General features: G+C 65.4%; 11 protein-coding genes. 6 read left to right on the forward strand and 5 right to left on the reverse strand.

All coding sequences use genetic code 11. From position 1 onward, the window contains the following. Positions 1-207: 207 nt before the first annotated feature. On the forward strand, positions 208-819 hold the full coding sequence (locus V6Z91_RS29755) for a transposase (protein WP_338764866.1): 612 nt from the start codon (positions 208-210) through the stop codon (positions 817-819). A gap of 116 nt (positions 820-935) precedes the next feature. Here V6Z91_RS29755 and V6Z91_RS29760 read toward each other — a convergent pair whose 3' ends face one another. The 4 genes from V6Z91_RS29760 to V6Z91_RS29775 form a co-directional block, all read right to left on the reverse strand. Next, positions 936-1670, reverse strand: coding sequence for a GDSL-type esterase/lipase family protein (locus V6Z91_RS29760; protein ID WP_338764869.1), 735 nt, complete (start codon positions 1668-1670; stop codon positions 936-938). A gap of 43 nt (positions 1671-1713) precedes the next feature. Next, positions 1714-2913 carry a glycoside hydrolase family 27 protein gene (locus V6Z91_RS29765; RefSeq protein WP_338764871.1) on the reverse strand — a complete coding sequence of 400 codons (1200 nt, stop codon included), beginning with the start codon at positions 2911-2913 and terminating at the stop codon, positions 1714-1716. Next, positions 2910-4214, reverse strand: a complete 1305-nt coding sequence (locus tag V6Z91_RS29770; RefSeq protein ID WP_338764873.1) for a cellulase family glycosylhydrolase — start codon at positions 4212-4214, stop codon at positions 2910-2912. Before V6Z91_RS29770 ends, V6Z91_RS29765 begins: the two co-directional genes overlap by 4 nt. Positions 4215-4490: 276 nt before the next feature. Further along, positions 4491-5765 carry a sugar MFS transporter gene (locus V6Z91_RS29775; RefSeq protein ID WP_338772118.1) on the reverse strand — a complete coding sequence of 425 codons (1275 nt, stop codon included), beginning with the start codon at positions 5763-5765 and terminating at the stop codon, positions 4491-4493. Between the two features lie 345 nt (positions 5766-6110). Between V6Z91_RS29775 and V6Z91_RS29780 the strand changes: the two genes are divergently transcribed. From V6Z91_RS29780 to V6Z91_RS29800, 5 genes are all read left to right on the forward strand, one after another. After that, positions 6111-7115: a LacI family DNA-binding transcriptional regulator gene (locus tag V6Z91_RS29780; protein WP_338764875.1), complete on the forward strand. Its 1005-nt coding sequence runs from the start codon at positions 6111-6113 to the stop codon at positions 7113-7115. A gap of 358 nt (positions 7116-7473) precedes the next feature. Then, the gene (locus tag V6Z91_RS29785) at positions 7474-8676 is read left to right on the forward strand and encodes an AGE family epimerase/isomerase (protein WP_338764877.1); all 1203 of its coding nucleotides are present in this window, start codon (positions 7474-7476) and stop codon (positions 8674-8676) included. Next, positions 8673-9584: a carbohydrate kinase gene (locus tag V6Z91_RS29790; protein WP_338764880.1), complete on the forward strand. Its 912-nt coding sequence runs from the start codon at positions 8673-8675 to the stop codon at positions 9582-9584. Before V6Z91_RS29785 ends, V6Z91_RS29790 begins: the two co-directional genes overlap by 4 nt. 209 nt (positions 9585-9793) lie before the next feature. Next, on the forward strand, positions 9794-11188 hold the full coding sequence (locus V6Z91_RS29795) for a c-type cytochrome (protein WP_338764883.1): 1395 nt from the start codon (positions 9794-9796) through the stop codon (positions 11186-11188). Between the two features lie 281 nt (positions 11189-11469). Then, on the forward strand, positions 11470-13092 hold the full coding sequence (locus tag V6Z91_RS29800; RefSeq protein ID WP_338764886.1) for a methyl-accepting chemotaxis protein: 1623 nt from the start codon (positions 11470-11472) through the stop codon (positions 13090-13092). Between the two features lie 126 nt (positions 13093-13218). On the opposite strand, the gene V6Z91_RS29805 is transcribed toward V6Z91_RS29800, so the two are convergent. Continuing rightward, positions 13219-14265 (reverse strand): zinc ribbon domain-containing protein, encoded by a 1047-nt coding sequence (locus tag V6Z91_RS29805; RefSeq protein ID WP_338764889.1) that lies wholly within the window; start codon positions 14263-14265, stop codon positions 13219-13221. Between the last annotated feature and the right edge of the window lie 68 nt (positions 14266-14333).

The following is a 14333-nucleotide window of genomic DNA, read 5'->3' on the forward strand; positions in this document are numbered from 1 at the left end:
CCGCACAGCCGCGCCCCGCGCGGCTTTTTTACAACAGGGGACTGTCCCCGACACTTTTGTTGCGCCGTCGAGACAAAAGCGGTTGGGGACTGTCCCCGATTTTTTACAACACCTCCTGTCGCCGTGGTTGCTCCCAGTTGCGCAAGCGCAGTGGGATGCCGGGATGACGGTGGCACTGTTGAGCTCCTTCACGAACGGAGATCAGCCATGCCACGTCGCGCCAGACTCTTCTTGCCTGGGTACCCTCTCCATATCGTCCAGCGCAGCCATAACCGGCAGCCCTGCTTTTTGGAGCGTTCGGACCTCCACCACTATCTGCACTGGCTAGGCGAATATGCGCAATCCTATCGCGCTTCGATCCATGCCTATGTACTGATGACGAACCACGTGCACTTGCTGGCGTCGGCCGACGATGTATTGCTGCTGTCCGGATTCATGAAAAGTATCGGCCAGAACTATGCGCAATACCTGAATCGCCGCTGCAACCGCAGCGGCAGCGTGTGGGAAGGCCGTTATTGGTCATCGCCTGTGACGAGTGACCGATATTTCCTCACCTGCCAGCGCTATATCGAGTTGAACCCGGTGCGCGCCGGTATAGTGGATTCGCCTTCAAGGTATCGATGGTCGAGCCATGGCGGCAATGCGGGCCTGGTTCTGGATGAATTGCTGACGCCGCACGTCACCTACCTGGCGCTGAACAAGAACGATGCATGCCGATATCGCGACTATCGTCATCTCTTCAGGGAGGCGATCGGGGCCGGCGATCTCGAACTGATCCGGAGCGCGCTCCGCAAGAACCGGCCGCTCTGCGCGGCGTAAGCAGGGTCGAGCCGCTTACCTGTTGGAAAGAACGGGACTGTCCCAGGTGTTGTAAAAATTCAGGGACTGTCCCCAGTGTTGGGGACAGTCCCCAGTGTTGTATTGAGACCAGCTGATCAATGGGCGTTCAGCAGCCTGTCGATATCCGGCCCCATCGCCTCGGCCCACGTGGCGTAAGCCTTCGGCGTCAGGTGCAGGAAGTCCGGCATCGTCTCCTTGGCGATATTGCCGTTCGCCTCCAGGAAGCGTGCGCCGTAGTCGCGGAAGAACACGTGCTTGCCATCGTCCAGCGCGGCAATTTCGCGGTTCACGCCCTTGGCCTTGGCCCGCCGCTCGTCGTTTGCCAGCTCGCCGTTGGGAAGGATGCCGTTCAAGAGGATCTTCGCGTCCGGATACAGCGTGCGCAGTTCCGCGACCACGGCCTTCACGCCGCTGGTGACCTGCTCCGGCTGCTCATTGCACAAGCCGAAGTTGTTCACGCCGATCAGCAGCACCACGACTTTCGGCCTCAGCTTTTGCATGCCGTCGTTCTTCAGCCGCCACAGCACGTTGCCGGTGTGGTCGCCGCCGATGCCGAAGTTCGCGGCGCGGTACTTGCCGAAGCGGCTGTCCCAGGCGTTCTTGTCCCACATCTCGGTGATCGAGTCGCCGAGGAACAGCACGTCCACGTCGCCCTGCGCAGCGCGCGCCTTCAGGCCGTCGTTCATCTGGTGCCAGCGTTCGATCGACATCCACGGGTACTCCACCGTGCGCGGTTCGACGTTCAGCGCGCACGAGCGCGTTTCCACGGCCGTCGCGCCCGCGGACCACAGCGCGGCCAGCGCTGCCAGCACCACCATCTTCTTCTTCATCCCATCTCCTTTGTTGACTTCGCAGACTGGACGGAATGATACGTCAGGGCGCCTTCAACCGCAGCATCATCGCACTGTGCGGCGCCAGCTTCACGTCGAGCGCCTTCGACGTGTCGCCGCTGCGCCCCTGCCACAGCTCGGCCCAGCGGAACGTCTTCTTCTTCAGGTCTGCCTCGTGCTTCGAGATATCGTCCGCCAGCGGATACTTTTGCCAGTCGTGCCGGTAGTCGACGGTACGCTCGCCCCGGTTCAGGAACAGCACACCCCAGTCGCCGCCGGCGAGCGGCTTGATCCACATTTCCAGGTCTCCCTGCGCCATGCGCCGCAAGGCCTGGATACCCAGCTTGTCCTGGTTGATGGCGATGACGTCGCGATTGGTCAGTATCTTCAGCGTCTGCGCGGACATGCTGCGCAGGTCGTTGCCGGAGATGAGCGGCGAGGCCATCATCGCCCAGATCGAGAAGTGCGCACGCTCCTCGTCCGGCGTCAGGCCGTTGCCGACTTCGAGCATGTCCATGTCGTTCCAGTGGCCCGGCCCCGCGTACTTGCGCAGCGCGGCCGTCTTGTCCATGATCTTCAGCACTCCGAACGACGACCACGAGCCGTGCGACAGCTCGCAATCCCAGCACGCGGTGATGTCGCCGGTGGTACGCCAAGAATGTCCCACTTCCTTGGCCCAGTCCCATGGCTTGGTGTCGCCCCATTCGCAGATCGAGAACAGGATCGGGCGGCCGGCTGCACGCAGTGCGTCGCGCATCGTCGTGTACGCGCCTTCCGAATTCAGGCCCTTCGTTTCGCACCAGTCGTATTTCAGGTAGTCGACGCCCCAGGAGGCATACGTGCGTGCGTCCTGGTACTCGTAGCCGCGGCTGCCGGGCCGGCCGCCGCATGTCTTGGCGCCCGCGTCAGAGTAAATGCCCAGCTTCAGCCCACGCGCATGCACATAGTCGGCCAGCGCCTTGATCCCGGACGGGAAGCGCTGCGGGTCGGCCTGGATATTGCCGTTCGCATCGCGCTGGCCGTGCCAGCAATCGTCGATGTTGACGTAGGTGTAGCCGGCGTCGCGCATGCCGTTCCTCACCAGCGCATCGGCCGTTTCGCGGATCAGCTGCTCGTTGATGTCGCAGGCAAACTTGTTCCAGCTGTTCCAGCCCATCTGCGGCGTGTCGCCCAGGCCTTCGTACTTCTGCGCATGCGCCGTCGCGGCGCCCATCACCATCAAGGCGGCAGCGAGCTTTTTCATTTGCGCTCCAGTGCGTGCAGGCGGTCGGCGTAGCGGCGGATCAGCGCAATCGTCGACTTGTCGGTATCGAACACGGAGTACAGGCCCTGCTCTTCCTGCGGCGGGTCGCCCATCAGGTCGTTCCCCTCCTTCCACCAGTAATCCGGATTGGCCGCCCGGCCGGCCCCGCCCCAGGCCCAGAAGTTGAAGCCCGCGATCGGGTCGCCCTTCTCGGCCCGCTCAACCACCACGTCGAACACCACCTTGTAGAAGCGGTCGCGCACCGTGGTCGCCGCCTTGATGTCGAACGAGGCGCCGTCGCGGTCCATGCCGAATTCCTCCAGCACGATCGGCTTGCCCAGCTGTTTCGCATAGTCGATGTGCACGTTCAGGTAATGGCTGCTCTTCTCCAGCGCCCCGCTCCACGTGGCGTCCACACGTTTCGAATCGATCCAGCCCCAGTTCTTCGGCCACAGGTGGTAGGTCAGGTAGTCGACATCCTTCGTGGCATGCGCCTTGCGAAACAGGTCCGGGTCCTGGGCCGAGCCGGCCAGGCCCTCGCTGCCGGTGCTGACGAGGTGGTTCTTGTCCAGCCCACGGATATACGCGGCCGTGTCGGCGATCCATTTCACATAGGTCGCCTTTTCTTCCGGCGTGGACTTGGCATTGCCCGGCCGCGGCTCGTTGGCCAGCTGCCACGACATGATCACCGGGTCGCCCGCGTACGGCTTGCCCGTCACGGTGTTCTTCCGGTTGATGAAGGTACGGATCACGTTGCGATACTCCGCCTGCGCCTTCTCGTTCGTGTAGAAGCGGGCCGTCTCGCGCATGTAGGTCTCGTAGTCCTTGGTCACGTTCGGGTCCAGCGCGGGCGTGCCGGCGAACCAGTTCAGGTACTGCGTCATGCCGCCCGACCATTGCCAGAAATTGTTCAGGTAGATCACGGCCGTCATGTCGCGCTTGCCCATCTCGGCCAGCAGGAAGTCCATGCCGGCGAGCAGGCGCTCGTCGTACTTGCCCGGCTCGTTGGTCGTGGCCGGGCGCACGGCGCTCTTCATGTCCGTATTCTCGGAAACGGCCAGCACGCGCAGGTTGTTGATGCCCATGCTTTTGAGCGTATCGAGTTCCTTCAGCAGGCGCGGACGGTCGTTGGCGCCCAGGTAGGCGCCATACCAGAAGTTGGCGCCGGCGATGTAGTACGGATGGCCGTTGCGGGTGAACTGCGTCTTCTTCACCGCCACAAACTCCGGCGCCGCCGCGCAGGCGCTCGGCACCACACCCATCATCATCAGCGAAGCTGCCAGTGCGATCATCTTTTTCATCGTCATCCTTTCGTTTTCGTGTTCATCGGTTGGCCTGCCGCGTCGAGCACGCGGGCAGGCAGTTGAATCGTTGCGGTGTGTCCTTCGTCGTGCCGGCTTCACCTCGTGGCCCCCGCCGGTGGCGCGCGCTTCGCCGGTCATCCGGCGCCTTCGTGGCCGGCGCGGGTCCGGCTCCAGGTTCTTGTCCAGCCAGGGCTGGGGGTGGGCAGCCAGGCATGGGGCGGCCCCATCGCCAGCAGTAGTGCTGCGTGGTGCTTCATGAGTCCCGCGCCGGTCTTACTTTTCCACGTACATGCCTGCGTAGCGGATGCCGAAATACAGGATGAACACGTAGCAGGCGGCCGGCACGAAGAACGACCATTGCAGCCCGATCGCGTCCGCCAGCGCGCCTTGCACGAAGGGCACGATGGCGCCGCCGACGATGGCCATGCACAGGATGCCGGAGCCCTGCCCCGTCTGCGCGCCCAGCCGGTGCAGCGCCATGCTGAAGATCGTGGGGAACATGATGGAATTGAACAGCCCCACCGCGATCGTTGCCCACATCGCCGTCGCGCCCGAACCGAAGATCGCCACCAGCAGCAGCACGATGCTGGCGGCGGCATTGAACGCCAGCGCCTTGCCGGGGCTGACATGGCGCATCACGACGAAGCCGATGAAGCGGCCGACCATGGCGGCCGTCCAGTAGTAGCTGACGTATTTCGCCGCCGCGCCGTGGTCGAGACCAAGGATCTGCGGTTCGCCGATGAAATTGATCAGGAAGCTGCCGATGGCTACCTCGCCGCCCACGTACAGGAAGATGCCGATCGCCCCGAGCACCAGGTGGCGGTGCCGCAGCACCGAGGCGTGTACCGCCTGGGGCGTATCGCCGGCATGCGTGATCGACGGCAGCTTGACGATGGCGAACAGCACGGCCAGCGCCAGCAGCGCCCCCGCCAGCGCCAGGTAGGGGCCTTGCACCGCCGCCGCTTCCAGCAGCCGGTATTGTTCGAGGGCGGCGCTAGTCAGTTGCGATACGTCGACGCCAGCCTGCGCCCCTTCCAGGATCAGCAACCCACCCAGGGCGGGGGCGATGGCCGTGCCCAGAGAGTTGAACGCCTGGGTCAGCGTCAGCCGGCTCGATGCGGTGGCCGGCGGGCCAAGGACCGTCACGAACGGGTTGGCCGCCACCTGCAGCACCGTAATCCCGGCCGCCAGTACGAAGAAGGCGAACAGGAACAGCGCGTAGCCGCTGATGGCGGCCGGGTAGAACAGCGCGCAGCCCAGCGCCGCCACCACCAGGCCGGCCACCGCGCCGCGCTTGTAGCCGATGCGCCGGATCAGCGCGCCGGCCGGCAGCGACACGATGAAATACGCGCCGAAGAAGCAGAACTGCACCAGCATCGCCTGCACGTAGTTGAGGGTGTAGACGGACTTCAGATGCGGGATCAGCACGTCGTTCAGCGATGTGAGCAAACCCCACATGAAGAACAGGACCGTGATCACCACGAGCGGGAAGGTTTGCTGCGGCTGCGCCGGGGCGCTGCCCTGCGGCGCAAGGGCCGCGGGTGACATCTGTGCCATCGATCGTCTCCTGGTTGTGCCGGCCGTGCCGGGTGTTGTTATGGCAACGATTCTCCCTAAGCACCCCCGGCCGGTCAAACGCGATCGGCGAAACGGGCCCAGTTTAGCGGCGTTCACTAAACAGGCCCTGCGGCCCTTTCCCCGATGCCGGGGCGGGGTGTTGCCGGGTTGGTCAGCGTGTTTAGTAAATGCGACTAAACTGGCGGGCATCGAGGGGCCGCCGTTTGACCATGCGCGCACGGCTGTGCAAGACTGTGCCCATAAAGAACGGCAGGCAGGCACCGTTCGACCATAACGGAGGCGATCCATGAGCAAACTTCCAGCGGGCGGCCGTCGATGAGGGCCGCCACCGCCGCGCAGGGCGGCGTCACGATCCGCGACATCGCACGCGCCGCCGGCGTCTCGGCGGGAACGATCTCGCGGGCCCTGAAGAATGAACCGGGCTTGACGGAGGTGACGCGCCAGATGGTGCTGGAGACGGCGCGCGACCTGGGCTACGACTTCTGCAAGCTGCGCCCGAAGCGGCTGCGGCGCCTCACCTTCCTGCTGCACCGCCAGCACAACACGGCCGCCAGCAGCCCGTTCTACTCGCCGGTGCTGCACGGCGCCGAGGAAGCCTGCCGCAAGCAGGGCATCGTGCTGTCATTCATGGCGGTCGGCCCGGCCGATGGCCTGGTGGACCAGCTGCGCATGCATGCCCCCGACGCGATCGTGTGCGCCGGTTTCTTCGAGCCGGAGCTGCTGACCGCCTTGCGGGGCACCGGCAAGCCGATCGTGCTGATCGACATGAAGCTGCGCGGCTACAGCTCCGTCAATCCGGACAATATGATGGGCGGGTACCTGGCCACGAGGCACCTGATCGAGCGGGGCCGCGAGCGCGTCGGGTTCATCTGCGGCTCGCTGTCGCACTACAGCATCCGCGAGCGGGCACGTGGCTACCGCCAGGCGCTGTTCGATGCCGGCATCCTGGCCGATCCACGGCTGGAAGCCCCGCTGCCGGACGGCGTGGACCTCGAACAGGGCGCATGGGAAGCAATGGAAAGCCTGCTCGCCCTGCCGAAGCCGCCGGACGCCGTGTTCTGCTACAACGACAGCGCCGCCCTGGTGGCGATGCGCTGCTGCCTCGCCAAGGGCCTCAAGGTGCCGCACGACGTGGCGATCGTGGGCTTCGACGATATCTCGACCGCGGTGCTGGGCCACCGCCCGCTGACGACGCTGCGCATCAACAAGAAGGAACTGGGGGCGATGGGCGTGGAACTGCTGCTGGGCGGGCGCACCGAGGAAGTGGTCGAGAAAACCTCCCCGGTCGAACTGGTGGTGCGCGCCAGCACCGTTTGCTGAAGGGGGACCACGACCGCCACGAGCCCCGCACTATCGACGATGGACAGCGCGGACGATGGCCGCGCGGGGCAGGTACGCGCCTGGAAAACGATGGCCGGATCGACAGGTGAAGTAGCGAGCGGCCGGATCGACCGGCCAGGTGACGGACCGTCGCATCGACTAGTGAAGAAACGAGCAGCCGGATCGACCGGCCAAGTGACAAGTGGCCGGATCAACAGGCCAGTGCCACCGTGCGAGCGGCGGCAGGCAAATCAACAAACGATTTTCGCTGGCACGTGCCAGGCAGGAGCGCTCGGGCAGGAACGCTCGGGCATTAACAATGGCGGCGGCCGCGAAAGAACCCTGAAACGGACAATTCATGTTACCAGATTTCCATTCCCGCGAAACCCTGCTGCGGCATATCCGCGACACGCGCAACTTCTACGACCCGCGCTCGACGGACCCGAGCGGCGGCTTCTACCACTTCTACAAGGACGACGGCACGGTTTACGACGCGCATACCCGGCACCTGGTCAGCAGCACGCGCTTCGTGTTCAACTACGCAATGGCCTACCGCCACTTCCACGACGAGGCGGACCTGCGGCGCGTGCGCCATGGCCTGGCCTTCCTGCGCGACGTGCACCGCGACCCGGCCAGCGGCGGCTACGCCTGGGAGCTGGACTGGCGCGACGGCGTGAAGACCGTCACGGATCCGACCAATCATTGCTACGGTCTGGCGTTCGTGGTGCTGGCGTATGCCCATGCGCTGCTGGCTGGCGTGGAGGAAGCGCGCGGCTGGCTGGAAGAGACGTACGAGCTGATGGAACGGCGCTTCTGGGAAGCGGAGCATGGGCTGTACGCCGACGAAGCCTCGGCCGACTGGCAGGTGGCGCCGTATCGCGGGCAGAACGCGAACATGCACTCGTGCGAAGCCATGCTGGCGGCCTACGACGCAACGGGCGAACTGCGCTACCTGCACCGCGCCGAAACGCTGGCACGCAATATCGCGCTGCGGCAGGCAAGCCTGGCGGACGACCTGGTATGGGAACACTACAAGGAAGACTGGTCGGTGGATGCCGACTACAACCGCCACGACAGCACCAACATCTTCCGTCCGTGGGGCTACCAGCCGGGCCACCTCACCGAATGGGCCAAGCTGCTGCTGATCCTTGAACGCCACGCGGACAAACTGGCCGGCCCGCCGGACTGGCTGCCCGGGCGCGCGGCGCACTTCTTCGACGCCGCGCTGGCGCGGGCCTGGGACGAGAAGCATGGCGGCATCCACTACGGTTTCGCGCCGGACGGCTCGATCTGCGACGCCCACAAGTATTTCTGGGTACAGGCCGAGAGCTTCGCCGCCGCCGCCCTGCTGGCCGCGCGCACCGGCGAGCAGCGCTACTGGGACTGGTACGACCGCATCTGGCAGTACAGCTGGGAACATTTCGTCGACCATGAGCACGGCGCGTGGTACCGCATCCTGGCGCCGGACAATGCCAAGCTGACCGACGAGAAAAGCCCGGCCGGCAAGACGGACTACCACACGATGGGCGCCTGCTACGAAGTGCTGGGGGTACTGGCGTGAGCGAACCAGTCTTCATTTCCGCCGGCGAGGCGCTCACGGACCTGATCGTGCAGGGCGCCGCCGGCACGCAATGGACATCGCGCACCGGCGGCTCGACGTGGAACGTGGCGCGCGCCATGGCGAAGCTGGGCGTACCGACGGCCTTCGCCGGTGCCATCAGCCGCGACGTGTTCGGCGACGCGCTGTGGGAAGCGTCGATGGCGTCCGGCCTCGATGCGCGTTTCCTGCAGCGGCTGGACAAATCGCCGCTGCTGGCGATCGTGCACCGCTTGTCGCCACCCAGCTATTTCTTCGTGGGCGACGACAGCGCCGACCTGCACTTCGACCCGCGCGCCCTGCCCGAGGGGTGGCGTGCCCATTGCCGCTGGATACACTTCGGCGGCATCAGCCTGGCGCGCCGGCCGCTGGCCGACCGGCTGCTGGAGCTGGCACGGGAGGCGAAGCAGGCCGGCATCCGCATCAGCTACGATCCGAACTGGCGCCTGTTGATGGACGAGCGCTACGACGCGACGCTGCGCGCGATGACGGCGCTGGCCGACGTGGTGAAGGTCTCCGACGAAGACCTGGCCGGCCTGTTCCGCACCGACGACATCGAGGCGGCGTTCGCGACGCTGCGCGGCTTCAACCCGGCAGCGCAGTACCTGTACACCCGCGGCGAACGCGGGGCGTCGCTGCACGCGCCCGACGGCGCATGGCATGCACCGGCCGTGCCCGTGCAGGTGGCCGACACGGTAGGCGCCGGAGACGCCAGCATCGCCGGCTTCGCCTGGAGCCAGCTGGCCGCGCCGCGGCGCTCGCCGCAGGAACATCTGCACTTCGCCGTCGCGTCCGGCGCCGCGGCCTGCCTCGGCGCCGGCGCCAGCCCGCCGTCTCTTGCGGATATCGAACGACTGCTGCCAGTGTCCTGAATCAGAAGTTCGTTGATTACAAATCTGGCGAAATCGTCTCGAGGCAAGGCGGACATGTCCAGTAAGGCCGGGGCCTTTCCGGGCATTTTCAACGCAGCATCGGGGCGATTCTCGTCGAATTTGTTCAATGAATCTCTGATTCGGGGTACTAGAGGTCAACGCGGCTTGAGATTATGATGGCGGGATTGCCAACCCGACCGGAGTAATCGATGAAGTACGCCCTGCCCCTCATGCTGGCCATGGCCGGCGCCGCGCACGCCGCGCCGCCCGTGGACGCCGCCCGACTGTACCAGAACAATTGCGCCGCCTGCCACGGCGTGAAACTGGAAGGCGCGACAGCGCCCAGCCTGGCGGACAACACCTGGGGGAACGGCGCGCCCACGACGGCCAACCTGGCTAAGATCATCGCCAAGGGCTTGCCGGACAAGGGCATGCCGGGCTGGGAAGGCACGCTGGACAAGACACAGATCGCCGCGCTTGCGGCCTATGTAGCGCCGGGTGGCCGCAAGGCCGCTTCCGCACCCGCCCTGGTAGCGCAACCTAAAACCGTGCCGGCAAACGCCGGTGACGGCCTGTCGCGCCTGACGCTGCCGAAGGGCTTCGCGATCTCCGTCTACGCCGAGAACGTGGAAACCGCACGCTCGATGGCGGTTTCCCCCAGCGGCATCGTCTACGTGGGCTCGCGCAAGGCGGGCAAGGTGTACGCCGTGGTCGACGAGAACGGCGACAAGAAGGCCGACAAGGTGGTGACGATCGCCCAGGGCCTGGAAAACCCGATCGGCGTGACCTTGCTGAACGGCGCCCTGTACGTGGCCGAGATCGGCCGCGTGATCCGCTTCGACGCGATCGACAAGACCTACGCGAGCCAGCCGGCCTACAAGGTGGTGAAGGACGACCTGCCGGACGATAAATGGCATGGCGAGAAGATCATCAAGGCCGGCCCGGACGGCAAGCTGTACATCCCGGTCGGCTCGCCCTGCAACACCTGCGACCGCGATGACGAAGTGTATTCGAAGATCTGGCGCATGAATCCCGACGGCTCCGGGTGGGAGATGGTGGCCAACGGCATCCGCAACACGGTGGGCTTCGCCTGGCACCCGGTGACGAAGGACCTGTGGTTCACCGATAACGGCCCGGACGAGATGGGCGACAACAATCCTTCGTGCGAACTGAACGTGGCACCCAAGACCGGCATGCACTTCGGCTTCCCCTACTGCCATGGCGGCGTGGTGCCGGACCCGAAATTCGGCGCCGGACGCAGCTGTGCGCAGTTCACGCCGCCGGTGGCCAAGCTGGGACCGCACGTGGCGCCGCTGGGCCTGGCATTCTACACAGGTACCCAGTTCCCGGCCCAGTACCGCAACCAGGTGTTCGTGGCAGAGCACGGCTCGTGGAACCGCACGCAGAAGATCGGCTACAAGGTCAGCCTCGTCACGCTGCTGGGTAACCAGGAAGTGTCGACCACCACGTTCATCGACGGCTTCCTGCAGGGCGACGACGTGAGCGGCCGGCCGGTCGACATCGCCATCGCCGACGACGGCGCGATGCTGATCTCGGACGACCACGCGGGCAGGATCTATCGCGTGAGCTACACCGGCAAATAAGCATGCCGCTAGCCCGCACTGCTTGTCGGCTGGCTAACTTTTAAGCAGGCACGCAACACTACCGGTGCGCAAGCTCACTTAATGTTGCGTTACGTCAACAGCCATGCTAAGGTTGTGGCCTTCGCTCCCGGAACGAGACGGCCCAACCTCCCGCCCCTCTCCCTGCCCAGCTCGACGCACATTCCGGCAGCATCCGCGCCCATCTCCCCGCGCATCCGCCCGCTATATACGCGGCCCGATATCGCCGGGGCTCGTCCGCCCTGCTCACTCACGGAATCATCATGTTGAACCGTCTCACCATCCGTACCCGCCTGATCGCCACGATGGCCGTCCTGGGTTTCCTGATCGCCATCACCGGCGGCACGGGCGTCTACGGCATCCGCTCCGTCAATGCAGCCCTCGAGGAGACCTACAGCAACCAGCTGGTCTCGTCGCAGGCCACCTCCGATTCCAAGCTGTTGCTGACGCGTGCGCGCCTGGTGCACGACCGTGCGGTGTTCCACCCCGATTCGCCGGACGTGCCGGCGCTGCTCAAGCGCGCCAACGACTTCCTGGCCAAGTCGGACGAGGCGTGGCAGCGTTACCTGTCCCTCGAACAGGATGCGGAAGAAAAAGCGCTGTCTGACAAGGTGGGCGCCACGCGCAAGGCGTTGGTCGACAATGGCCTGCACGCGCTGGAGCAGGCGCTTCTCGCCAAGGACGCCGCGCGCATCGACCAGATCGTGATGAAGGACATGCAGGCGCTGTACTCCGCCTACAGCGACGCGTCGGACAAGCTCGACGACTACCAGCTCGCCACCGCGAAGCACAGCTTCGAAGCGAGCCAGCGCCTGTACGGCACCGTGATGGCCCTGTCCATCGGCGCCATCATCGCCGGCATCGCACTGATCGTGGTCGCTTGCGTGACCCTGGTGCGCGCCATCATGGGCCCGCTGCGCGAAGCGCTCGAACACTTCGACGCGATGTCCGCCGGCGACCTGTCGCGCCGCGTCGACGTGAAGCGCCATGACGAAATGGGCACGCTGATGAAGGGCCTGGCCACCATGCAGCAAAAGCTCGCCGACACGGTGCGCACCGTGCGCGAAGGCAGCAGCTCGATCGCCGTGGCCAGCAACGAAATCGCCGACGGCAACCTCGACCTGTCGCGCCGCACCGAACAGCAGGCGGCCAGCCTGGAGGAAACCGCGTCGTCGCTGGAAGAGCTGACGTCGACCGTGCGCCAGAACGCCGACAACGCGCGCCAGGCCAGCGACATGGCCGCCACCGCGTCGCAGGTAGCGCAACAGGGCGGCCAGATCGTGGCCCGGGTCGTCGATACGATGGGTGCCATCACCACGTCGTCGAAGAAGATCGAGGACATCATCGCCGTCATCGACGGCATCGCCTTCCAGACCAATATCCTGGCGCTGAATGCCGCCGTGGAAGCGGCGCGTGCCGGCGAGCAGGGGCGCGGCTTCGCCGTCGTGGCCAGCGAAGTGCGCACGCTGGCCCAGCGCTCGGCCGCCGCCGCCAAGGAAATCAAGGAGTTGATCGACAACTCGGTAGCCAGCGTGGAAGCGGGTTCCACCCTCGTCGGCCAGGCCGGCACGACGATGAACGAGATCGTGACGAGCATCGCCCGCGTGGCGGGCATCATGACGGAAATCATGTCCGCCACGTCCGAGCAAAGCTCGGGCATCGACCTGATCAACGATGCCGTCACACAGATGGACCAGGTGACGCAGCAGAACGCCGCCCTGGTCGAGGAAGCCGCCGCCGCCGCGGGCGCCCTGCAGGAACAGGCCGCCACGCTGGAGGAGACGGTGAGCGTGTTCCGGCTGGAACAGCAGGCATCGGGCCACGCCGCCGCGCCGCTCAAGCGCCCTGCCGTCGCGCACTCGGCCGCGCAGCTGGCCTGGCAGTAATCGCCCAATCACCGTTGTAAGAATTTGGGGACAGTCCCCAAATTTTTACAACACTTTGTGTGGCGCTTCCCCAACGGGGACAGTCCCCGATTTTTTACAACACTGGTCGTGGTGCTTGTGCCGCGTTCATGCCTTGGGTGCGGCGGCCTGTGTCCCGCAGGCATAGCAAAACCGCGTGAACGCATTCTTGCGCGCCTCGCAAGCCACGCATCGGTTGAACAGCCCGATCCCGCAGTGCGGGCAAAAGTCGATTTTCGTGTCCTTCAAGTCCACCTGGCGCTCGCAGCCGGGGCACACGCTCTTGGCCATGCGCGCCATGGCGATGTCGTAGCCCAGGTTCTCGCGGCGCTGCGTGTCGGGCAGCGCCTCGGCCGCCTTTTGCCGCTCCAGGTAGCGCTGCAGGCCGAGGATGGCTTGCCGGCCGACGACCACCGTGAGCAGGATACCGACCACGTAGCGGACATAGCCGCCATAGCTCGGCAGGTAAGGCACGAGTTCGACGAAGAAGGCAAACAGCGCGAAGAAGATGAAGCCCCACACGAAGGGCCACCACGTGCTCTTGCGCTTGTGCTTCCACAGCCAGCCTGCTGCCAACAGCAGGGGCAAGGTCAGGGCCAGGCGGTAGGCGAAGATGCGCAGCTCGCGCAGGTGCTGGGCTTTTTCGAGGGGCGCCTGCGCCGCGCGTTCCAGCGCATGCAACTGTTCGTAGGCAGCCTCGCTCGCCTGGCGCGCATTCAGGCGCACCTGCTGCTGCTGTTCCACTTCGCCCAGCGCCTTGCGCTCCCTTGCCGCCAGGTCGTCGAGCTGGCGCGTGCGCGCGATGAGCTCGGGGTCCTGGTCGGGGCGCGCCGTCGCGTGGCGGGTCGAGAGCCAGTTGTTGAAGGTGTCGCGCGCCGATTCCGTGTTCGCCTTGGTCACGCGATGCTGCTGCTCCGCCTGTTCGAGGGCCTTGCGGGCATCCTCTTCCCTGCGGTCGGTGGCGCGGATCGTTTCGTGGACCGCCGCCAGTTTGGCGGGATCGATGAACTGGACCAGTTCGATCGGTTCCTCGACCAGATTCAGGTTGTCGACCACCTTGCCGCCAAGGCCGATCAGGAAGCCGGCGAACAGCAGCGCGACGATCCACAAGCCGCGCTGGAACCATTTTTCGGAGAGGCGAAGTGCTTTGCTCATCGTGATGCTCCCGGTAAGTTGGACCGGAACGGAGCATAGCGGCTTTCGCCGGCGCGATGCTGTGGCAA

This window comes from Massilia sp. METH4, from assembly GCF_037094685.1.
GTDB lineage: Bacteria > Pseudomonadota > Gammaproteobacteria > Burkholderiales > Burkholderiaceae_D > Rugamonas.

Coding starts and splice junctions, on each gene's coding strand:
- V6Z91_RS29755 (WP_338764866.1), top strand. CDS start 208: ATGCCACGTCGCGCCAGACTCTTCTTGCCTGGGTACCCTCTCCATATC.
- V6Z91_RS29760 (WP_338764869.1), bottom strand. CDS start 1,670: ATGAAGAAGAAGATGGTGGTGCTGGCAGCGCTGGCCGCGCTGTGGTCC.
- V6Z91_RS29765 (WP_338764871.1), bottom strand. CDS start 2,913: ATGAAAAAGCTCGCTGCCGCCTTGATGGTGATGGGCGCCGCGACGGCG.
- V6Z91_RS29770 (WP_338764873.1), bottom strand. CDS start 4,214: ATGAAAAAGATGATCGCACTGGCAGCTTCGCTGATGATGATGGGTGTG.
- V6Z91_RS29775 (WP_338772118.1), bottom strand. CDS start 5,765: ATGTCACCCGCGGCCCTTGCGCCGCAGGGCAGCGCCCCGGCGCAGCCG.
- V6Z91_RS29780 (WP_338764875.1), top strand. CDS start 6,111: ATGAGGGCCGCCACCGCCGCGCAGGGCGGCGTCACGATCCGCGACATC.
- V6Z91_RS29785 (WP_338764877.1), top strand. CDS start 7,474: ATGTTACCAGATTTCCATTCCCGCGAAACCCTGCTGCGGCATATCCGC.
- V6Z91_RS29795 (WP_338764883.1), top strand. CDS start 9,794: ATGAAGTACGCCCTGCCCCTCATGCTGGCCATGGCCGGCGCCGCGCAC.
- V6Z91_RS29800 (WP_338764886.1), top strand. CDS start 11,470: ATGTTGAACCGTCTCACCATCCGTACCCGCCTGATCGCCACGATGGCC.
- V6Z91_RS29805 (WP_338764889.1), bottom strand. CDS start 14,265: ATGAGCAAAGCACTTCGCCTCTCCGAAAAATGGTTCCAGCGCGGCTTG.